This is a genomic window from Brachyspira sp. (assembly GCF_029258575.1).
Lineage (GTDB): Bacteria > Spirochaetota > Brachyspiria > Brachyspirales > Brachyspiraceae > Brachyspira.
Genome location: NZ_JARHYI010000054.1, coordinates 1 through 21,466 on the forward strand (window position 1 = coordinate 1; position 21,466 = coordinate 21,466).

Genomic DNA, 21,466 nt, shown 5'->3' on the forward strand with positions numbered 1-21,466 from the left:
AAACTAAAAGTGTGCAATATCTATGGAACTTAAACATATTTTTATTTATTTGTATTTTATAACACATTTAATACTATTGAATATATCATAAATTTGCTATTTACTGAAATTGAATATTGTGATAAAATAGAACAATTAATAATATATTGTATTATTTGTAATTATATGATTATATTTTCATAGATATTTAACAGGTAAGTAAAATATATTGTTTTTTTATTAAAGAATGTATATTATTCTATACAATTTTAAGGAGTTATGTATGTTTTTAAGCAATTTTGATGGGCTTGATTCAAAAGAAGTTTTTAGATGGTTTTCTGAGATGAGTAAAATACCTAGAGAATCGGGACATGAAAAAGAAATTAGTGATTTTTTAGTAAAATTTGCAAAAGACAGAAATTTAGAAGTTTATCAAGACAAAGAAAATAATGTTATTATTAAAAAGAAAGCTTCAAAAGGATATGAGAATATAAAACCAATAATTATTCAAGGTCATATGGATATGGTTTGTGAAAAGACTAAAGAGTCTAAACATGATTTTAGAAAAGATCCTATAGAGCTAATAGTTGAAGGAGATATATTAAGGGCTAATGATACTACTTTAGGAGGCGATGACGGAATTGCAGTTTCTATGGGACTTGCTTTGATGGATTCTAAAGATATTGAACATCCTGCATTAGAATTATTAGTTACAACAGCTGAAGAAACAGGTATGGACGGAGCATCTGCTGTTACAGGAGAACATTTAGATGGAAAAACTCTTATCAATATAGATGCTGAGGAAGAAGGTGTATTTTTAGTAAGCTGTGCTGGAGGACTTAATACTTTAGTTGATTTTGATATAAAAAAAGAAGCTAATAATTCTGAAACATTAAAAGTTGAAGTTTCTGGACTTAAAGGCGGACATTCAGGTATAGAAATAAATAATCAAAGAGCAAATGCTATTAAGGTTTTGGGAAGGCTTTTATATGCTGCAAAAAATGATATAAATATTGTATGTATAGAAGGCGGTGCTAAACATAATGTTATTGCTAAACATGCTGAAGCTGTCATAGCTGCAAAGGATATTGATAAAGTTAAATCTATTATAGAAGAAGTTAGTAAGAATATAAAATCTGAATATAGAGTTGAAGATCCTAATTTGCAAATAATGGTTTCAAAAGCTGATAATGCAAAGGAATGTTATACTAAAGAATTAAGTGATAATATTATTGATTTTATGATGCTTTCTCCAGACGGAGTTCTTTATATGAGCAAAGATATAGAAGGTCTTGTTCAAACAAGTGCAAATAATGGAGTATTAAAAGAAGAAAATAATAAATTAACTTTTACAATATCTATAAGAAGTTCTGTTGCAAGTTCATCAAATGAAATAGCTTTGAGAGTAGAATCTGCAGCAACAAGAACTAATGCTAATTGCAGAAGAACTAGCGAATATCCAGCTTGGGAATATGATGCTAATTCCAAAGTAAAAGATATAGCACTTAAAGTATACAAACAAATTACAGGAAAGGATGCTAAAATAGAAGCCATACATGCTGGTTTGGAATGCGGTATATTAAAAAAGCCTTTAGCTGATGTTGATATGATTAGTATGGGACCAAATATTTGGGATGTTCATACTCCTAAAGAACATTTAAGTATATCATCAGTTGATAGAATGTGGAAAGTTTTGAAAGAACTGATTGTAAATGTTCAATAATTCAATATTTGTATTTGATTATTAAAATTTTTATTTATGAAAATACTAAAAAATAATTTCAAGGAAATATTATGTCTGATTTAAACAAAAATTCTAGAAAACTTTCAAAAGATGCCTATGGCGGTATAAAGGGAGAGGATTATGTACCATTTATTCCAGCAACGGTAGTTATGCCCGAAATGACAGGTTACTCAATTATATTTGGTATTTTATTTGCCATACTTTTTGCTGCTGCTAATACTTATTTGGGGTTAAAAGTAGGATTAACAATATCTGCGGGTATTCCAGGAGCTATATTAGCGACAGGATTATTCAAGACATTTTTTAAGAGAAATAATATTTTAGAGGCGAATTTTACAGCATCATTAGCTGCGGTTGGAGAATCAATAGCTGGAGGAATTATATTTATACTTCCAGCTTTAATATTGTTTGGAATGGGACTTTCCATGTTTACTGTTATAATAGTAACTATAATAGGTGGTTTTATGGGTTGTTATTTCATTACGCCTGTAAGAAAATACTTAATAGTTGAAGAGCATGGTTCTTTAGTATATCCTGAATCTATGGCACAGTCTGAGGTTTTGGTTATAGGAAGTGAAGGTGGAAAAGGCTTTAAATATATGATAACAGGTATAATAACAGGAATGTTTTATAAACTGTTTTCTGGAGGATTCGGATTTTGGAAAGAGAGTGTAACTTATATTATAAAACCTTATGAAAAAACTATGATAGGTATAGACACATTGGCATCTCTTTTGGGAGTAGGTTTTATTATAGGGCTTGAAACTTCATCTCTTATGTTTGCAGGTAGTATAGTTGCTTGGCTAGGACTTATACCATTAATAAAATATTTTGGTAATTTTGTACAAGTAGCTGTTTTCCCTTCATCTATACCAATTGCTGAAATGTCTGCTCAGGAAGTTTGGGGCAGTTATATAAGATATATAGGTGCTGGTGCTGTTGCTATGGGAGGTTTTATTTCTTTAGCAAAATCTATGCCTACTATAATCAGTTCTTTCCAAAAGTCTTTATCTGGTATGGCTGGAGGCGATCATTCTTCATCTAGTAAAAATGCTGATAGAATAAATCAAGATGCTCCTATTGTATGGCTTATTACTGCTGCAATATTCGGATTTTTAGCTACTTGGCTTGTCCCTAGTATTGGAGGCGGAATAATAGGCGGTATATTGGCGGTATTATTTTGTTTCTTCTTTGCTGTTGTATCTGCTAGAATGGTTGGGGTAATAGGAGCTAGTAATAACCCTGTTTCTGGTATGACTATAGCTACACTTTTAATAGTGGCAACAGTATTTAAATTGACAGGAAATATAGGCAAAGAAGGTATAAGAATGTCTCTTTTGGTTTGTGGAATAGTATGTGTATCAACTGCAGTTGCAGGAGGTGTTGCTCAATCATTAAAGGCTACTTACATAATAGGTGGTACTCCTAAAAAAATACAATTAGGTATGTTTATAGCATTATGTATTGCTTCTATAGGTGCTGGTGCAACTGTTATACTTATGCAGAAAGCTTATGGAATAGGTTCTGATGCAGTTCCAGCTCCTCAGGCTACTTTGATGAAATTAATAGTTGAAGGTATTATGACTGCTAAACTTCCTTGGACTTTGGTTATAATAGGTGCTGCTATTGCTATATTCTGTTATATAGCTAAACTTCCAATACTTCCTGTTGCTTTAGGTTTATATTTACCTATTACTTTAACTACTGCAATATTTGTTGGAGGTGTTGTAAGGGTATTTGCTGAAAGAAAATTCAAAAATAATGAAGAAGAGAAAACTGAAGCTGTTGAAAAAGGTATATTATTGGCTTCTGGTTTAGTTGCAGGAGATGCTATACTTGGTATATTTATAGGTATAATGGCTGCTTTAAATATATCTATTAATTTCGGAGCTAGCATTGTACCTCAAAGTAATTTAATTACTTTTATAATATTTACTTTATTCTGTATTTGGGTTTATAGATATACTGTATCTAAAGATAAAAAATAAAATTTATATGTATAAAAAATTATAATATTTATATTTTTATATGAGTATTATAATTTTTTATCATTTATTTTAGAGAAATATTTATGAATGATAAAAATAATAATATATTGGAAAATTTTTTAAAAGAAAAAGATGAGCATAACTTTGTGCTTTATGTGCCTGAAATAATTCATACCAATTGGAAAATTAATGAAAATGGCAGAGTATTGCTCATATTAGAAACGAATAATCCAATAACAAAAATTTCCTCTTGGCTTTTGAAGAAGAAAATAAATAAAGATATAGAATTTGATGATCTATCAACATCAGCATGGCTTAGTATTGATGGTGAAAGATGCATATTTGAAATAGCTAGATTGCAAAAGGTCAAAACTGATGATACTTTCAAAGAAGCTCTTATAAGACTTATACAATTTATTCGTTATATTGCAAAAAGAAGATGGATAAAATATAAAAAAGTAAAGAGTAAAGAAGAAGTTAATATTAATAAACTTTAATATTAGGTATTGTTTTTATTGATATATTGAATATAATATTAATATATATATTAATATTGGAGTTGCGTATGATATATAACAATATACTTGAATTAATAGGAAATACACCTATATTAAGATTGAAAAATATAGAGTCAAAATTTGGTTTAAATAAAAATATAGAGTTGTATGGGAAGGTAGAGAAGAATAATCCAGCATGTTCAGTTAAAGATAGGGCGGTAAAACAAATAATTCTTGATTTATTTAAAGCGGGAAAGTTACAAGAGGGATCAACAATAATAGAACCTACTTCAGGAAATACTGGTATTGCTATGGCAGCTATTGGAAAATATTTAAATCTTAATGTTATAATAGTTATGCCTTCATCTATGTCTGAAGAGCGAAGAAAATTAATAAGAGATTATGGTGCTACACTTGAATTGGTTGATGGTGGTATGGATGCAACTGTTAAAAGAGCAGAACAATTAAATAAAAAAATTGCTAATTCTATAATACCTGGTCAATTTACTAATATATCTAATATTGAAGCACATTATAGTACAACAGCACCTGAAATCTTTAAAGATATTCCAGATGTTAATTACATATTTGCAGGTATAGGTACAGGCGGTACAATAACAGGAATAGGTAATTATGTAAAAGCTAATAATAAAGATACTAAAGTTATAGGAATAGAACCAGAGGCTTCTCCTCTTCTTACAAAGGGAAGAGCTTCCATTCATAAAATACAGGGTATAGGTGCTAATTTTATACCAAAGATATTGGATTTAAATGTTATATCAAAAATAATAGATGTATCTAATGATAATGCTATAAATACCGCTAGAGAAATATGCTTTAGTGAAGGATTATTAGTAGGTATATCATCAGGTGCTTGTGTTTACGGTGCTATTAATTTTTCAAAACAGTTAAATAATATAGATGATAAAATTAAGATGCTTTGTATTTTACCAGATACAGGTGAAAGATATACTTGGAATTAAAGGGATATTTTTATGAGATTGAAAACTTTTAATGAATTACCTAATCAGAAGGATATTAAGGATATAGTTAAGCTTATAAGAGATTATGCTTTTCCTAATTTTTTCAGAGAAAGTCCGAATAGGGATATTGTTAAAAAGAGTATAGCAAAACTTTATATGAAAATAGTTACCGATGATTCTTTCTTATTAGATTTTATAGAGCAGATTGATGATATAGCTTTAAGTTTGGAAAAGGATTTAGAGTTCTTTTTTGAGTCTGACCCTGCTTCAAAATCATATGATGAGATAGTATTAACTTATCCTGGATTTAGATCTATTTTTCATTATAGAATAGCACATATATTCTATAAGCAAAAAGAATATTTAATAGCAAGAATAATATCAGAATTGGCACATTCAAAAACTGGTATAGATATTCATCCAGGTGCAGTTATAGGAGATTCATTTTTTATAGATCATGGTACTGGAATAGTTATAGGTGAAACTACTGTAATAGGTCATCATGTAAAGATATATCAAGGCGTTACTTTAGGAGCATTATCTTTAACTGACGGACGAAGTTTAGAAGGTCAAAAAAGACATCCTACAGTTTGTGATTATGTTACAATATATGCTAATGCTTCTATATTTGGAGGAGATACCGTTATAGGAGCAAATACTATAATTGGTGCTAATTGCATAGTTTTAGATTCAGTTGCTGAAAATGAAAGAGTCTTATTTAATGGTAAGATGTCTATATAATAGTTTTTATTGATATATACTCTCAATGATATATATAAGCCTGTATCTTAATAGGATGCGGGCTTTTTTATACTATTAATGAATATCAAAATTTTGGTCTGTATCTATATCCTATTTGCATACCTATATCAACATTAACAAAAATTTCATCTTTAATCACATTTAAATATTCGCTCTTTTAAGACCAATAACTTCAAAAATCATACCTAGCATAAAAACCAAGATTAATAAATGAATTTATACCTACATTAAAATAATAATAAAATGTTCCTCTCATGTAAAGTCTTGCATAATGCTTATGCTTTATTTCTATTTCTTCTAATTCTGTGGTATATTTGGAGTTAATGTTATTTTATATCCTATATTTAATCCTATAGAACATGAATAAAAAGTAAATTTTGGCATTAAATAATTATCAATAAATCTATATATTACAGTATCATTATATTTAGAATATTTACTTTCAGTAAAATTAATATCATATAAAAATTACAAAAAAGAAATGAATTTATTTCCTTTCTTTTTTTATTTATAAAATTTCATTGAAATAATTAATAATATAATATACTATTATGTTAAGTAAATTATGTTAATAATGTGATTTATTATTTTTTATAAGTTCAAAGGATTTTCTATGGTTTCAGTTGTTACTTTCGGTGAAATAATGTTAAGGCTTTCACCTCCTTCAAATTTAAGATTTGTACAGACAGATTCTTTTGATGCTAGATTCGGAGGAGGAGAAGCCAATGTTTCTTTTGCACTTTCAAATTTTGGTATTGATACTTCATTCGTTACAAAACTTCCTAAAAATGATATAGGTCAGGCTTGTATAAATGAATTAAGACGCTATGGTATTGATGTATCTAATATTGTTTTTGGCGGTGATAGAATAGGAATATATTTTTTGGAGAAAGGGGCTAGTCAAAGAGGCTCTAAAGTAATATATGATAGAGCTAATTCTTCAATATCACAAAGCAGTAAAGAAGATTTTGATTGGGATAAAATTTTTCATGATGCAAAATGGTTTCATCTTACAGGTATAACTCCTGCACTTGGAAAGAATGTTGCTGAAATTTGTATAGAAGCTTGTAAAAAGGCTAAAGAAAAAAATCTTACTATTAGTTTAGATTTGAATTTCAGAAAAAAATTATGGACTTCAAAAGAGGCTAATGAAACTATGAGCAAGTTAATGCCTTATGTTGATATATGTATAGCTAATGAAGAAGATGCTGAAAAGGTATTTGGTATTAAAGCAAAAGATTCTAATATTATAGAAGGTAAACTTTCCCATGAAGGCTATAAAGAAGTGGCTAAAGAAATAGTTAATAGATTTAATGTAAAAAAAGTAGGTATTACTTTGAGAGGTTCTATTTCTGCCAGTGAGAATTTATGGTCTTGTATGCTTTATAATGGTGAAGAGTATTTCTTTTCAAAAGAGTATTTGATAAAGATAGTAGATAGAGTAGGAGGTGGAGATAGTTTTGCTGCGGGGCTTATATACTCATTTTTGAATGGTAAAGATGATAGAGAAGCTCTTGAATTTGGAGCTGCTGCTAGTTGTTTAAAACATTCTATAGAGGGAGATTTCAATATAGTTTCTATTGATGAAGTTATGACTGTTTATAATGGAGATGCTTCTGGAAGAATACAAAGATAGATTATTGATTAAATATTATATTTATAAAACATTACAATTTATTCTTGACAATTTGTATTATTGTACTAAAATAGCATGATAAATATAATTAGGAGTATTAAAATGAAAGATGTAGTTATAGCTATAGATATAGGCGGTACATCTATGAAAGGTGCTGTTATAGAAGAAAATGGAAATATCTTATATAAAGATAATTTTGATGTTGATCCCAAACATACAACAGAAGAGCATAAAAAAGTTATAGCTAATTTTGTAGAAAAATTAAAAAGTAATATTCCTAAGGATTATAAAGCTATAGGTTTAGGTATAGATTGTCCTGGTGTTATGAATAGAGAAACTTTTCATATGGGTGGAGCTGAAAATATTCCTGGTTTGCATGGCTTAAAATTTTCTGATATAGGTGATATGTTCAATTTACCTACAAGAACAGCTAATGATGCAAGTACAGCTGCATTGGGAGAGGCAAAATATGGAAGTGGTAAGGAAAAGGATTATCAATCTGTAATGCTTGTTACTCTTGGTACAGGTGTTGGTGGAGGATTGGTACTTAATGGAAAATTATTTACAGGTTCTTTGGGCGGTGCTGGAGAGATTGGGCATGTATTTGTTGTTCCTGATGGCGATAAATGTAATTGTGGTTCTAGCGGATGTATAGAACGTTATGCTTCTGCTACTGGTTTTATTGCCATGGCTAAACAGAAAATTCATAAAGGAGTTATTCCTACTTCTTTAACTTATGAAGAATTAGATAGGGGTAAGGCTAAAGCTTTATTTGATGCTGCCAAAAAAGGCGATGAGCTTGCTAAAGAAACTATTGCTGAATGTTCCTACTATTTAGGTATTTCCATAGCACAGGCTTTGAATATGCTTGATTTGGATTTAGTTCTTATAGGAGGAGGTCTTTGTAAGGACTTTGATATGATGATAGAGCATATTAAAAGAGGGGTAAGAAATTACGGTCTCAAAATGATGGTTAATAATCTTGAAATAAAACCTGCTTCTTTAGGTAATGATGCTGGCGTTTTAGGCTGTGCTGCTTTATTTTTTAGAAATAATTAAAAAAATTTTAAAAATAAGTTAAGGCTTACTAATAGTATATATTAGTAAGCCTTCTATTTGTATGAAATTAATTATTAAGTATAAAATTATTTTTCAAAGACTAAACCATCTTCTGATTTAATAATTTTTATTGTATCTCCTTCTAAATATTTTCCTTCAAGCATTTCTTTTGCAAGAGGATTTTCTATAAATGTTTGTATAGCTCTTTTTAATGGTCTTGCTCCAAATTGAGGATCATAACCAATATCAGCAATATAATCTATAGCCTCATCGCTTACATCTAAAGTTATTCTTCTATCTTTAAGTCTGTTAGCTACTCTTGCTATTTGATTTCTTACTATCTCAGCTATATATTTTTTGTCTAGTCTAGTAAATGTTATTATCTCATCTATTCTATTCAAAAACTCTGGTCTGAATGATATTTTCAAAAGATCCTGAATTTTTTCTTTTATATCATTAGTATTATCTGCTTCAAGAATTAAATCAGAACCTAAATTGCTTGTCATTATAATGATAGCATTTTTAAAATCAACTATTCTTCCCTGTCCGTCAGTGAGTCTTCCGTCATCTAATACCTGAAGTAAAACATTGAATACATCAGGATGAGCTTTTTCTATCTCATCAAATAGTATAACAGAATAAGGTCTTCTTCTTACAGCTTCAGTTAATTGTCCGCCTTCGTCATAACCGACATATCCAGGAGGAGCTCCTATAAGTCTTGTTACAGAAAACTTTTCCATATATTCACTCATATCTATTCTTGTTAAAGCATGCTCATCACTAAACAAGAAATCAGCAAGAGTTTTAGCAAGTTCAGTTTTACCAACCCCAGTAGGTCCTATAAATAGAAAACTTCCTAAAGGTTTATTTTCATCAGAAAGTCCTGCACGGTTTCTTCTAATGGCATCTGCAACTGAAGTGATGGCTTCGTCCTGTCCTACAACTCTTTTATGTAAAACCTCCTCAAGCTGTAAGTATTTTTGCTTTTCACTTGTAAGCATTTTACTTACAGGTATTCCAGTCCATACTGATATTACTCTAGCTATATCATCTTCAGAAATTTCCTCTCTTAAAAGTCTTTTTTTATCTGAAGTTTTTGCTTCTTCCATTGACTTCAAAGCCTCATCAATTTTTTTCTGAAGTTCAGGAATTTTTCCGTACTTTATTTCTGCAGCTTTTGCCAAATTACCTTCTCTTGTATATTGAGTTTCTTTTATATTTAAAGCTTCTAGTTCTTCTTTTAATTTTCTAGTTTCTTCAATTCTTCCTTTTTCATTATCCCATTGCAGTTTCATGGTATTTCTTTCTTCAGAAAGTTCTGATAATTCTTTTTCTAATTTTTCAAGTCTTTCTTTTGACGCTGCATCATTCTCTTTTGAAAGAGCTTGTTTTTCTATATTAAGCTGCAAAATCTTTCTTTCCAATTTGTCGAGTTCTGCTGGCTGACTGTCTATTTCTATTTTCAATTGGCTTGCAGCTTCATCCACCAAGTCAATAGCCTTATCAGGTAAGAATCTGTTAGTTATATATCTGTTGGATAAAACAGCAGCAGCAACTAATGCATCATCTTTTATTCTTACACCATGATGAACTTCATATTTATCTTTTAAACCTCTAAGTATTGATATAGTATCTTCAACTGTAGGCTCTTTACAATAAACCTGTTGGAATCTTCTTTCAAGTGCCTTATCCTTTTCAATATATTTTCTGTATTCATCTAAAGTTGTAGCACCTATTGCTCTTAATTCCCCGCGAGCTAAGGCAGGCTTTAAAAGGTTAGAAGCATCCATTGCCCCTTCAGTTGCACCTGCTCCTACAAGAGTATGAAGCTCATCTATAAATAATATTATACTTCCTTCTGATTTTTCTATCTCTGTAATAACAGCTTTTAATCTCTCTTCAAACTCTCCTCTGAATTTAGCACCTGCAACCAATGCTCCCAAATCCAAGGCTAATAATCTTTTATCTTTAAGTCCATCTGGTACATCTTGAGAAACTATTCTTCTTGCAAGTCCTTCCACTATAGCAGTTTTACCCACTCCTGGCTCTCCTATAAGTACAGGATTATTTTTTGTTCTTCTTGATAATACTTGCATAACGCGTCTTATTTCTTCATCGCGTCCTATAACTGGATCTATCTTTTCATCTTTTGCTAATTTTGTCAAATCACGGCAATATTTATCTAATGACTGCATTTTAGCTTCTGGATCTTGACTATTAACTATCTGTCCGTTTCTTAATGCTTTTAATGCAGTTAAAATTTCTTTTTTGCTTACCCCATTTTTTCTAAGCATATCTCCAGCTTTATTATCAGCTTCTGAAAGTGATAAGAATATATGCTCAGTAGAAACATATTGATCTTTCAAAGCATTAGCTTCTTTTTCTGCCTTTGCTAAAACTTTACCAGCATTAGTTGATAAATGTAATTGAACATTTTCTCCTGTTACTTTCACATTTTCATCAACTAATCTTTGGGTTTTTTCTATTAATGTATTTATAGGAACGCCTATTCTTTCAACTAAAGGTTGAATGAGTCCGTCCTCTTGTTTTAATAATGCAAGAAGTAAATGCTCGCTTTTTATTTCATTATGGTCTTCGCCATTAGCTATATTAGCTGCTTCATTTATTGCCTCTTGGGCTTTTATTGTATATTTATTGTAATCCATATTCTAATCAATTAACGGCTTAAAAACCGCCTAACTCCTTTATATATTAATTATTTAAGTATATTAAATAATTTTATTTAAGCATTCATTGCTCTTTAATATATATGCAAAAAGTATGCCAACTTATAATATGTATATGTTTTGTTTTTATACATTATTGATGGTTTTTAATTAGTATTTTTTTAATGATATTATTATACTGTATAAATTTTATATTATAAAAATTACTTTATGTATAAAAATGATACTATAAATTTATTTTTTAATATTAAATGAATTTTTATTTTAGTTTTATAATAATAGATTAATTATATATCAAATCATAATTTTATATATTTATAATACATATTATATATTATAGTTCTTATTTGAAAGCTTATATTTTTTATGAAGTATAATAATATAAAAAATATTATTATTTATAGAATTTATTTAATTAATAGCTTCAATACTATATAAAAAAAATACTATTTATGATATAATCTTTTCTAAAATTATTTATTATTTATCCATTTGTATATGATTTTTATGCATTGCTCTAATGATAATTTTTAGCGATAAAAAAATAATATTTTCTACAAATATATTTTTTATATATAAAAACAGAGGAGTTCATTATGTATACTGTATCGTCTATTGTGGCGAAGGTTAACAGTTTTTTATGGGATTATTTATTAATAATTCTATTATGTGGAAGCGGAATTTATTTCACTATAAGATTTAAATTTGTACAGATTTTCAAGTTTAAAGACGGTTGGGATAAAACATTTGGAAGTCTTTCTTTATCTGGGAAATCCGCAGGCAAGGATGGAATGAGTTCATTTCAATCTTTAGCAACAGCAATTGCAGCTCAGGTTGGAACTGGTAATTTGGCTGGTGCCGCTACTGCTTTAATATCAGGTGGACCAGGTGCTATATTTTGGATGTGGGTATCTGCTTTTTTGGGAATGGCTACTATATTTGTAGAAGCATCTTTGGGACAGAAATATAAAACTACAACAGAGGATGGGTATATTATAGGAGGTCCTGCTTATTATATTCAAGCAGCTTATAGAGGAATATTCGGAAAAATATTATCTGTTTTATTTGCAGTATTTATTATATTAGCTTTAGGTTTTATGGGAAATATGGTTCAGTCAAATTCTATAAGTGGTGCTTTTGTGAATGCATTTCCCAGTATAAAACCAATATACATTGGAATAGTATGTGCTTTGATAACAGCATTTGTATTTATAGGTGGACTTAAAAGAATAGCTTCATTTGCTGAAAAAGTAGTTCCTATAATGGCTCTATTTTATATAATAGGATCATTAATTATCATTTTAATGAATATTGAAAATTTATTACCTTCAATACTATTAATATTTAAAGCTGCTTTTAATCCTCAGGCAGCTATAGGTGGAGGTTTAGGTATAAGTGTTCAGCAGGCTATGCGTTTTGGAGTTGCTAGGGGTTTATTCTCAAATGAGGCTGGTATGGGTTCTACACCTCATGCTCATGCTTTAGCTAAAGTTAAACATCCTTGTGAACAGGGTGTAGTTGCTATGATAGGAGTATTCTTTGACACTTTTATAGTTGTAACTTTGACTGCTTTAGTTATATTAACTTCAAACATTTTGCAAACTCAAATATATACACTTAGTTCTCCAATTCATATACCTGAGATTTTAAAAGGTGTTGGTTTGCCTCAAGAAGCATTTAGATTAGGATTCGGTTATTTCGGTGTTATATTTGTTGCTGTATGTTTATTTTTCTTTGCATTTACTACTATAATAGGCTGGTATTTTTTTGGAGAGCAGAATATTAAATATTTATTCGGAGTGAAAGCTGCAAGGGTTTATGCTGTATTTGTTGTAGGATTTATACTTTTGGGTTCTGCATTAAAAGTTGATTTGGTTTGGTCATTAGCTGATACTTTTAACGGGCTTATGGTTATTCCTAACATTTTAGGGCTTTTAGCTTTGTGTAATGTTGTTTCTATCTCATTTAAAGAGTATAATACTTTAAATAAAAAATAATTATATAATTTATATAAATTAAAGGACTTATATTTTTATATAAGCCCTTTATTATTGCAAATAAAAATTGTTTGCATAATTAAATTTTTTTGTATGCTCATAATATTTACTTTTATAGTATTTAAAATTATATTTTAATTTTTTGGTTTGAATATTAGTGATATAGAATTAACGCAATGTCTTGTATTTTTTTCTGTTAGATGTTCACCTTCAAATACATGTCCTAAATGTCCACCGCAATTATTGCATGTTATTTCTATTCTGTATCCATCTTCATCTAATGATCTTCTTACAGCTCCTTTTATTTCATCATCAAAACTAGGCCAGCCACAATGCGATTTAAATTTATCTTCTGAGAGATATAGTTCAGCACCGCATTGTTTGCAGCAATATACCCCTTCTTCAAAAAAGTCATTATATTCCCCTGTAAAAGGATATTCTGTACCTTTAAAAATTATTACATTTTTCTCTTCTTCTGTTAATTCTTTTTTTTCCATTGTAGAATACCTCCTATTATTATATTAAAGCTATTGAATTTTATATATAAATTTAATAACTCCATTACTATATATTTTGTTATTTATTAATATAAAATCTTTATTATTATCATTAAATAATTTTATACATTTTCCAAAAGTTATCGTCACTATAGATATACGATATTCATCAATTAAATTTCATTAATTGATTAACTATACTGCTTCCTCCTAAAATCTAAATGTTTTTTTGAAATTTTCTTTTTTGAGTTTATTTATTTATCTATTCGTTCAGAAATGAAATAAATATTTTCTTTATTTTTTATATTTTTATGAGTTAGGATATAAGTTTGAAAATCTTTATAAGCCCAATTATTCGGAGAAAGTTCATTTATAATTTGACTTTATGTATTATATCGCATTATAATTGTATCTATATTTTTTATGGAATTATTGCAATTTTCAAATATTTCATTGGTATTAAAGTTATAAAGCCAATTAACTTTTCCTTTATTATCTGCTATATATCCTTCAAGACTCATAGCAATGTATAGTATTACTTTCCTTAATATATTAAAATGATATTATAAATTATATTATAAGTCAATTTATATTTATAAAAAATTACTGTAATTTTCATAATTATATTTAATAATGTATGATATGTATATTATATAGTAAAAATAAAGTATTTATTAATACAAATTTATATTGTATATCTTTTATCTTGGTATATGATTATTAATTATTTTATTGATATTAAGTATAAAAAATATAATTTATAAAATATATAAGATTATAATCATTGACTTTTTTTTATATTATGATATTATATATCAAGCCGATTATATTGGTAAACTTTTCCATAATAGCAAAATGTTCTTAATGATTCTTTTGAATATATAAAAGACATTGTTACTTAAATTTAGTAATCAAAGCATTATGATTTTATAATACTAATGTTTAATATATGAAATTTATGGATAGGGTGCCGTAGTCGGTACTCTATTTTTATTTTAAAGGATATGATTATGTCATTACCAGTTATGAAAGACCTTTTAGAGGCAGGCGTACATTTTGGTCACCCAACTAGAAAATGGGATCCTAGAATGAAACCTTTTATTTTTCAGGAGAGAAATGATATTTATATCATCGATCTTATGAAGACTTTAACTTATGTTAAAAAAGCTTATGATGCTGTTAAAGAGATGTCTAGAAACGGCGGAAATGTTCTTTTCGTAGGTACTAAAAAACAAGCATCTCAAAGTATCAAAGAAGCTGCTGAGAAATGCGATATGTATTATGTTAATAATCGTTGGCTTGGCGGAATGCTTACAAATTTCTCTACTATTAAAAAGAGTATTGCAAGACTTAAAAAAATAGAAAAAGAGGAAGTAGACGGTACTTTTGATAAACTTCCTAAAAAAGAGGTAATACTTCTTCTTAAAGAAAAAGAAAGATTAGAGAAGAACTTTGCTGGTATTAAAGATATGGAAAATTTACCAGATATGCTTTTTGTAATAGATCCTATGCAGGAAGCTATTGCTGTAAGCGAAGCTAGAAAATTAGGAATACCTGTAGTTGCTGTTGTAGACACTAACTGTAACCCTGAAGTTATTGATCATCCAATACCTGGAAATGATGATGCTATAAGAGCTATAAGTTTATTTGCTGGTGTTGTTGCTTCTGCTGTTATAGAAGGACAAAATGAGGCAGGTAAAGAAACTTTAGCTAAACATGATAGTTCTTCTGATAATAGTGCTGAAGAAGTTTATGATAATAGTGCTACAGAAGCTGCTGAGGCTGTTGCTGAAAAATATGGTGTTTCTCAGGAAGACGATCAGTAATATTGTTTTGTGTATTTAATATAAAAATAAAATATTTAATATAAAGGATAAATTTAATGGCAAATATTAGTATGGATACTATTAAGGAGCTTAGAGAACGTACAGGCGTAGGTATAATGGACTGTAAAAAAGCTCTTCAAGAAACTGACGGCGATATGGATAAAGCTATTCGTCTTCTTAAAGAAAAAGGTGCGGCTGTTGCTGCTAAAAAAAATGAACGTACTGTTAAAGAAGGTTCTATAGGTTTTTGTGTTAATGATGATAAAACAAAAATTGCTTGTATAGAACTTCAATGCGAAACAGATTTCGTTGCTAAAAATGAATTATTCATAAATTTAGCTAAAACAATTTCCAGTACTGCTATGGGCTTAGATGATGTTTCAGTCGATGCAGTTTTGAATGCTAAAGGTCCTAATGGAGATACTATTCAAGGTATGATAAATGAAGGTATACAGAAATGGGGAGAAAAAACAGTACTTGCTGAAGCTAAAGTTATGAAAACAGATGGTTTCTTCGGTACTTATGCCCACTTCAATAATAAGCTTGTTGCTATAGTAGAATTTGATGTTAAACCTAAAGGAAAATGTCAGGAAATAGCTGATCAAATTGCTATGCATGTTGCTAGTGAAAAACCTTTGGCTTTGAATAGAGAAGGAATAGATGCTAATGCTGTAAAAGAGCAGAAAGAAATATTTGAAAAGCAAGTAAGAGATGCTGGAAAACCTGAAAACATGATAGAAAAAATTGTTGAAGGTAAAATGAGTTCTTGGTATTCAGAATCAGTTCTTATAGACCAAAAATTATTCACCGATAACAAAATATCTATTAGAAGTTTAATAGATGAAATTTCTAAAGAGTCAGGTTCAACTGCAAATATTAAAAACTTTGTAATTGTTTCATTAGGTTTATAATTAAATAATTACTAAAATAAAAATTAAGCGGATTGTTATTTTTCTAGCAATCCGTTTTTTATTAGTGTTATAATAATAAAAGGTTATGATATTAAATCATAACCTTTTAATAATAGAGTATAATAAATGAGTTTATAATCATTAATCGCTAAATGATATAACACCTTCAATGATAGCTTCAAATCTTTCTGGTTCAATAATCATAACAGTATCATCAATTTTCAAGTTAGGAGCAAAGTCACCTATACTTATTAAGAATGAGTGTGCACTCTTATATTGTCTTGCATATTCCATAAATTGATCCACGGTTTCCTGTCTCATAGGATATCCTGAAGTATCCAATGCAAATGTACTCTTATAAGACTGCCCTTCAGAGCCAAATTTTTTAATAGTAACAAAGAATACTAATGTGTCAGATTTTTTACTATGCTCTGTAACAACATATCCATTCAAAGTTAATATTCTATAGAAATATTTTTCTAAATATTCTATGATATCCATTTCTAATGCAGTTCTAAATGCATTATTAGCAATAATAGAACTATAAGTTTTTAATTTCTGATCAACATCCAAATAAATATTTCTAATAGATTTTATTATTTCCCATTGTTTAACTGCTGCCTCAAATTGTTTATTTTTTACTAGAGTTTCAGCATATCTGTATCTCTCATCTACAACTTTCTCACTAGCTATATTATCTTTAGTAAGAACTTGTCCGTAATATTCTCTTGCTTTAGTATAATTTCTAAGTTCATAATATGAATTAGCAAGATTTAATGATATTGCATCTTTATCTGAAATTTCATTACTATCATAAGCTATTTCTAATTCTTTTATAGCGTTTTGGAAATCTCTGCTTGAAGATAATATTTCACCCAAAAGTAAGTGGTATTTAGGATTTGTCTGATCCAATGCAACTGCTTTTTCTATCTGTTGCTGAGCCGCATGATATGAACGAATTTTATAAAAACAATTAGCAAGCATATATAATAATTGAGGATTACTATCATTTTGAGCTGCTGCTAAAGAAAAATATTTCTGAGCCTGCACCCATTCTTGATAATTATAACAAACAGTACCTGCTTTATACAAAGAATCATAATCCTGATCCCTTATTTTTGTAATCATATCATATTCATCTATAGCCTTTTTACTGTTTCCTGTCTGTTCATATATTTTTGCTAAAAATTCTCTTACAGATAATTCTGTTAATTCTTTAGTGAAATATGCACCGTCTATCATATTCTGAAGCGATGCCATAGCCAATATATATTGCTGTTGTTTATAGTACATATTAGCTGTCATCCATAGTATATTAGCATCCTTTTTATATTTAGGATCTAATGTATTGATTTCTCTCATGGCTACATCATAATTTTGTTCATTATAGGCTTGAACAATTTTCTTAAGTTTAATAGGATATGATCCGCTCTTAATAACATATTGAGTGGCAAAACCTAATAAAACAATTAAAACTAATATTACAATTAATGAAGCTTCCACGATTATTATCCCTTTTATTCATAATATATAACTGGACTTCCAGTTTCTTCTGATTCATTTAAAGCATCTTTAATTTTTCTCATCATAGTGTCTTTTACAACAAATACTGATATTTTATTAGACATATTATTAGAAAAATCAAATCCGCTTACTGCCATAGATATATTAATATCTATAGTTTCATCATTATATTCAAAATTATAATTTTTTAATGCTTTAAAATATCTTTTAGCAGCCTTCCAAGCCTCTTCTTCATTAGCAAAAATTGTAGAATATATAACATCTTCATAAAGCATACATTGATTTTCACCAATTCTAGCATTTTTCTTTATCGCTTTTATAAGTTCATCTTCCAATTTTCTATAAGCAGCATTTCCATATTCATTAATAATAGAATTTGAATTAGATATTTGAAATCCTATTATTCCTATAGCATGTTTATATCTTTGAGAAAATGCTATTATAGTTTTTATAGTGTTTGAAAATATTTCATATTCTGATTTATCTATTTGTACAATTTCATTATTATCATCTTCTTCACCTAATATTATATCATCTTCTATAGAATATCCTAAATTGTATAATATAGTTTTATACATAAATATCATAAGTTTTTTAATATTATATGATAATTGTATTGATATGAAAAATAACCCTACAGACAATATGCTTCTGTAAAAAGTATAATCTTTTTTATATAATAGTTTTTGTATTTCTGGAACATAACTAAGTGATAGTATTATTATTACAGAAGTTACTATAAAGAAAAGCAGATTTTCCATAGTTTTAGAAAAGCTAGTATAATTTTTAGTAGGCTGCATTAATACTATGATAAAAGCATATAATATAGAAATACCAATCCATATCCATACCCAAATATCTAATGCATACAATAAATATACAAAGAAATTCTGTATATTAGGAGATATCAATAATATATATATAGGTATGATAATTGCACTATATATTAATGTGCATATCATAGCGGCAAAAAAGCCGTATATGTAAGATTTGGATAAGTTTACTTGTTTATCTTCCATAGTAGTTCCTAATTTTTTCGCCATATTGCATTATTGTATTTAAGCGAGGATTGTCCGAATATTTTCATTATTTTCTCTAATTCTAGTTTATTGGAGTAAATGGCATATTCAAGACCTTTTTTACCCTTACTTATAGCTGCAATAAAACTATCTTCTGTTATAGAAACTGCATTAGCTCCTAACATAAAATATTTAAATACATCAACTCCATATCTTGGAGATTCTGCAAGAGATGTCAATTGCATTTTATGACTATTATGCAAATTACATACTGCTCTACTAATAGTATCGGCAACTTTTTCCATACCTTTTAATGTATACTTATTATTATTTGAAAAATATATTCCATTTGCATGTGCTGAATTAATATTATGTATATCATTTTCACTAGCTATACCTTTGATTATTACAGGTATATCTATTTGTTTTATTATTTGTGATAATTCTTTTTCACTTTTTACATATATTTTATCATTAGAATTTATATTATAACAATAAGAAAAATCTATTCCTACAGCACAAGCTCCGTTTTTTTCTGCTTCTCTTAATCTTTGAAGTAATATATCTTTATTATTATTACCATCAATAATAATAATTCCTCTTTTACTTCCTTTTATAGTTTTTATTGATAATTCAAATAATTCTTCATTATTAAAATCATTTAATATAGCTAATACTTCACAATTTGATGCAGTATCAATCATTATTTCATAATATTCTCTTATATCCATTAAACCATCTATTACTTCAATCAAATTATGTATAGTATCTATTATAATAGGCTGAGATACATGCATATTAAATAATGTTGTTTCTAGTTTTATCTCTTTTTCTTCATGTATAATACTTGGATTAAATGAATAATGAGAAAGTCCTGTTTTTTCATCTGTATTATCTTTGAATAAGTAGTTTGCATTATGTTTAGAAGCTAATTTTTCTTGAGCTATTTTTTTTATTTCTTCTATTGTAATGCCTTTTTCATCGGTAAGTCTGAAATGTACTGCACTCATAGCTTTATTTGCTATGGTTATAGCTTCATCTCTTGTCTTTCCTACAGTAATTACATTTCCTGCTTTTTCTAAATTATTTGTAGGAGTAACTAATATATCACCAGCTTTTGTCTTTATGAATACCTCTTTAACACCTTCTAATTTTTTGGCATTTTCAATTCCATCAATAGATTCTATTATACCACTACCAGGAAGAAATGCTTTTTCAACTGAAACTTTATCCCATTTAGGTTTTAAATCACTTGGAGGATTTCCTAAAGCTATTTCTATTGCATTTTTTATCAAATTTACGCCTGTAGAAAGAGGGTAGGTATATGCACTCATAAATCCGCCTGATAATCTAGCGGCAATTTCTCCAACCATAGCACCATTTTTAGTTACTTTTATATCACCTTTAGCCGCTCCTATTTTTAAATTTAATGCTTTTATTCCTGCTTTCATAACATTAACCGCATCTTCTATCTTTTCTTTTTCCAATGCAGAAGGCATAATATGTCCTGTTTCTATGAAAAAAGGAGGAAATTCTATTATTCTATCGGCAACACCCGTAACATATATTTCATCATTATATATAAGCATATCTATAGAAAGTTCAGGACCATCCATAAACTCTTCAACCATAACCTCCCCAGACGGAGAAGCACTTTTTGCTCTATTGAATGCTGCTAATATATCATTTTCGCTTGATACTTTCATAACGCCCCTTGCTCCCATATTATCTGCAGGCTTAACAACAACAGGTTTATCCAAATGTTTAAATGCTTCCATAGCCTCTTCATAATTCCATACAGGAAAGAAATTAGGCTGAGGTACATTATTTTTTTTGAATCTTTCACGCATTCTTATTTTGTTTGAAGCAGCATATGCATCTTCAAATCTATTTCCGGGTAGTCCCAATGCATTAGCTACAGCAGCAACAGTAGTAGAAGCATCTGTACCCACTGTAATAACACCATGTATTTCCATTTTCTGACTTAAATCTCTAGCAGCTCTTACACTTCCATCAACATCTCTAGTGGATACAATCATAGGATAGTCAGCTATTTTCATACCATGTGCATCTTTATTATAATCAAACACTATTGTATAAAGTCCCATTTCCTGAGCTATTTGTATTGCTGGTACTTGAAGCAGACCTGCCCCTATTATTATTATTCTTTTACCTTTCATATTAGCATTGCCTTTTATTAATTTATATAATATAATTTAAAATATTCCTTTATAGTGTTTTAGTATCGAAATTTTAATGCTAAACTGAAGAATTTTTACTTATAGTATAATAAAATTAATATTAATTTCTACTACCTATAATTTTTTATGCCTATATTTTGGAAATAAAAATTGATA

At 28.6% G+C, this 21,466-nt stretch carries 15 protein-coding genes; 10 read left to right on the plus strand and 5 right to left on the minus strand.

Going from position 1 to position 21,466, the window contains the following annotated elements:
- Positions 1 to 262: 262 nt before the first annotated feature.
- The 7 genes from Q1J76_RS04400 to Q1J76_RS04430 all read left to right on the plus strand — a co-directional run bounded on the left by Q1J76_RS04400 (position 263) and on the right by Q1J76_RS04430 (position 8,648).
- Positions 263 to 1,702 carry an aminoacyl-histidine dipeptidase gene (locus tag Q1J76_RS04400; protein WP_300367382.1) on the plus strand — a complete coding sequence of 480 codons (1,440 nt, stop codon included), beginning with the start codon at positions 263 to 265 and terminating at the stop codon, positions 1,700 to 1,702.
- A 71-nt stretch (positions 1,703 to 1,773) separates the two neighbouring features.
- Entirely contained in the window at positions 1,774 to 3,711 is a 1,938-nt protein-coding gene (locus tag Q1J76_RS04405; RefSeq protein ID WP_300367385.1) for an OPT family oligopeptide transporter, read from the plus strand.
- An 83-nt stretch (positions 3,712 to 3,794) separates the two neighbouring features.
- On the plus strand, positions 3,795 to 4,208 hold the full coding sequence (locus Q1J76_RS04410) for a PqqD family peptide modification chaperone (protein WP_300367388.1): 414 nt from the start codon (positions 3,795 to 3,797) through the stop codon (positions 4,206 to 4,208).
- Positions 4,209 to 4,276: 68 nt separating this feature from the next.
- Complete coding sequence (locus tag Q1J76_RS04415; RefSeq protein WP_300367391.1) at positions 4,277 to 5,191, plus strand: PLP-dependent cysteine synthase family protein; 915 nt, start codon at positions 4,277 to 4,279, stop codon at positions 5,189 to 5,191.
- 12 nt (positions 5,192 to 5,203) lie between these two features.
- Positions 5,204 to 5,932, plus strand: coding sequence for a serine O-acetyltransferase EpsC (epsC, locus tag Q1J76_RS04420; RefSeq protein WP_300367394.1), 729 nt, complete (start codon positions 5,204 to 5,206; stop codon positions 5,930 to 5,932).
- Between the two features lie 634 nt (positions 5,933 to 6,566).
- The gene (locus tag Q1J76_RS04425; protein ID WP_300367397.1) at positions 6,567 to 7,589 is read left to right on the plus strand and encodes a sugar kinase; all 1,023 of its coding nucleotides are present in this window, start codon (positions 6,567 to 6,569) and stop codon (positions 7,587 to 7,589) included.
- A 102-nt stretch (positions 7,590 to 7,691) separates the two neighbouring features.
- Positions 7,692 to 8,648, plus strand: coding sequence for an ROK family protein (locus Q1J76_RS04430; protein ID WP_300367400.1), 957 nt, complete (start codon positions 7,692 to 7,694; stop codon positions 8,646 to 8,648).
- 86 nt (positions 8,649 to 8,734) lie between these two features.
- Here Q1J76_RS04430 and clpB read toward each other — a convergent pair whose 3' ends face one another.
- Positions 8,735 to 11,314: an ATP-dependent chaperone ClpB gene (clpB, locus tag Q1J76_RS04435; RefSeq protein ID WP_300367403.1), complete on the minus strand. Its 2,580-nt coding sequence runs from the start codon at positions 11,312 to 11,314 to the stop codon at positions 8,735 to 8,737.
- Positions 11,315 to 11,931: 617 nt separating this feature from the next.
- On the opposite strand from clpB, the gene Q1J76_RS04440 reads away from it, so the two are divergent.
- Positions 11,932 to 13,332 carry an alanine/glycine:cation symporter family protein gene (locus tag Q1J76_RS04440; RefSeq protein WP_300367406.1) on the plus strand — a complete coding sequence of 467 codons (1,401 nt, stop codon included), beginning with the start codon at positions 11,932 to 11,934 and terminating at the stop codon, positions 13,330 to 13,332.
- Between the two features lie 134 nt (positions 13,333 to 13,466).
- Here Q1J76_RS04440 and Q1J76_RS04445 read toward each other — a convergent pair whose 3' ends face one another.
- On the minus strand, positions 13,467 to 13,829 hold the full coding sequence (locus Q1J76_RS04445; RefSeq protein WP_300367411.1) for a methionine-R-sulfoxide reductase: 363 nt from the start codon (positions 13,827 to 13,829) through the stop codon (positions 13,467 to 13,469).
- Between the two features lie 1,010 nt (positions 13,830 to 14,839).
- Between Q1J76_RS04445 and rpsB the strand changes: the two genes are divergently transcribed.
- Together rpsB and tsf are read left to right on the plus strand one after the other, a co-directional pair.
- The gene (gene rpsB / locus Q1J76_RS04450; RefSeq protein ID WP_300367413.1) at positions 14,840 to 15,655 is read left to right on the plus strand and encodes a 30S ribosomal protein S2; all 816 of its coding nucleotides are present in this window, start codon (positions 14,840 to 14,842) and stop codon (positions 15,653 to 15,655) included.
- A 56-nt stretch (positions 15,656 to 15,711) separates the two neighbouring features.
- Positions 15,712 to 16,566 (plus strand): translation elongation factor Ts, encoded by an 855-nt coding sequence (tsf, locus tag Q1J76_RS04455; RefSeq protein ID WP_300367416.1) that lies wholly within the window; start codon positions 15,712 to 15,714, stop codon positions 16,564 to 16,566.
- Positions 16,567 to 16,707: 141 nt separating this feature from the next.
- Here tsf and Q1J76_RS04460 read toward each other — a convergent pair whose 3' ends face one another.
- Genes Q1J76_RS04460 through Q1J76_RS04470 form a run of 3 tightly spaced genes read right to left on the minus strand, consistent with a single transcriptional unit; the run spans position 16,708 to position 21,289 of the window.
- Entirely contained in the window at positions 16,708 to 18,069 is a 1,362-nt protein-coding gene (locus tag Q1J76_RS04460) for a tetratricopeptide repeat protein (RefSeq protein ID WP_300367419.1), read from the minus strand.
- A gap of 14 nt (positions 18,070 to 18,083) precedes the next feature.
- Positions 18,084 to 19,109 carry a hypothetical protein gene (locus tag Q1J76_RS04465; protein WP_300367422.1) on the minus strand — a complete coding sequence of 342 codons (1,026 nt, stop codon included), beginning with the start codon at positions 19,107 to 19,109 and terminating at the stop codon, positions 18,084 to 18,086.
- An 8-nt stretch (positions 19,110 to 19,117) separates the two neighbouring features.
- A complete protein-coding gene (locus tag Q1J76_RS04470; RefSeq protein ID WP_300367425.1) occupies positions 19,118 to 21,289 on the minus strand; it encodes an alpha-hydroxy-acid oxidizing protein in 2,172 nt (723 codons plus the stop codon).
- Between the last annotated feature and the right edge of the window lie 177 nt (positions 21,290 to 21,466).

Excerpts from the sequence above, each read along its gene's own strand:
- Q1J76_RS04400 (WP_300367382.1), top strand. The coding sequence starts at position 263 with ATGTTTTTAAGCAATTTTGATGGGCTTGATTCAAAAGAAGTTTTTAGA.
- Q1J76_RS04405 (WP_300367385.1), top strand. The coding sequence starts at position 1,774 with ATGTCTGATTTAAACAAAAATTCTAGAAAACTTTCAAAAGATGCCTAT.
- Q1J76_RS04410 (WP_300367388.1), top strand. The coding sequence starts at position 3,795 with ATGAATGATAAAAATAATAATATATTGGAAAATTTTTTAAAAGAAAAA.
- Q1J76_RS04415 (WP_300367391.1), top strand. The coding sequence starts at position 4,277 with ATGATATATAACAATATACTTGAATTAATAGGAAATACACCTATATTA.
- epsC (WP_300367394.1), top strand. The coding sequence starts at position 5,204 with ATGAGATTGAAAACTTTTAATGAATTACCTAATCAGAAGGATATTAAG.
- Q1J76_RS04425 (WP_300367397.1), top strand. The coding sequence starts at position 6,567 with ATGGTTTCAGTTGTTACTTTCGGTGAAATAATGTTAAGGCTTTCACCT.
- Q1J76_RS04430 (WP_300367400.1), top strand. The coding sequence starts at position 7,692 with ATGAAAGATGTAGTTATAGCTATAGATATAGGCGGTACATCTATGAAA.
- clpB (WP_300367403.1), bottom strand. The coding sequence starts at position 11,314 with ATGGATTACAATAAATATACAATAAAAGCCCAAGAGGCAATAAATGAA.
- Q1J76_RS04440 (WP_300367406.1), top strand. The coding sequence starts at position 11,932 with ATGTATACTGTATCGTCTATTGTGGCGAAGGTTAACAGTTTTTTATGG.
- Q1J76_RS04445 (WP_300367411.1), bottom strand. The coding sequence starts at position 13,829 with ATGGAAAAAAAAGAATTAACAGAAGAAGAGAAAAATGTAATAATTTTT.
- rpsB (WP_300367413.1), top strand. The coding sequence starts at position 14,840 with ATGTCATTACCAGTTATGAAAGACCTTTTAGAGGCAGGCGTACATTTT.
- tsf (WP_300367416.1), top strand. The coding sequence starts at position 15,712 with ATGGCAAATATTAGTATGGATACTATTAAGGAGCTTAGAGAACGTACA.
- Q1J76_RS04465 (WP_300367422.1), bottom strand. The coding sequence starts at position 19,109 with ATGGAAGATAAACAAGTAAACTTATCCAAATCTTACATATACGGCTTT.
- Q1J76_RS04470 (WP_300367425.1), bottom strand. The coding sequence starts at position 21,289 with ATGAAAGGTAAAAGAATAATAATAATAGGGGCAGGTCTGCTTCAAGTA.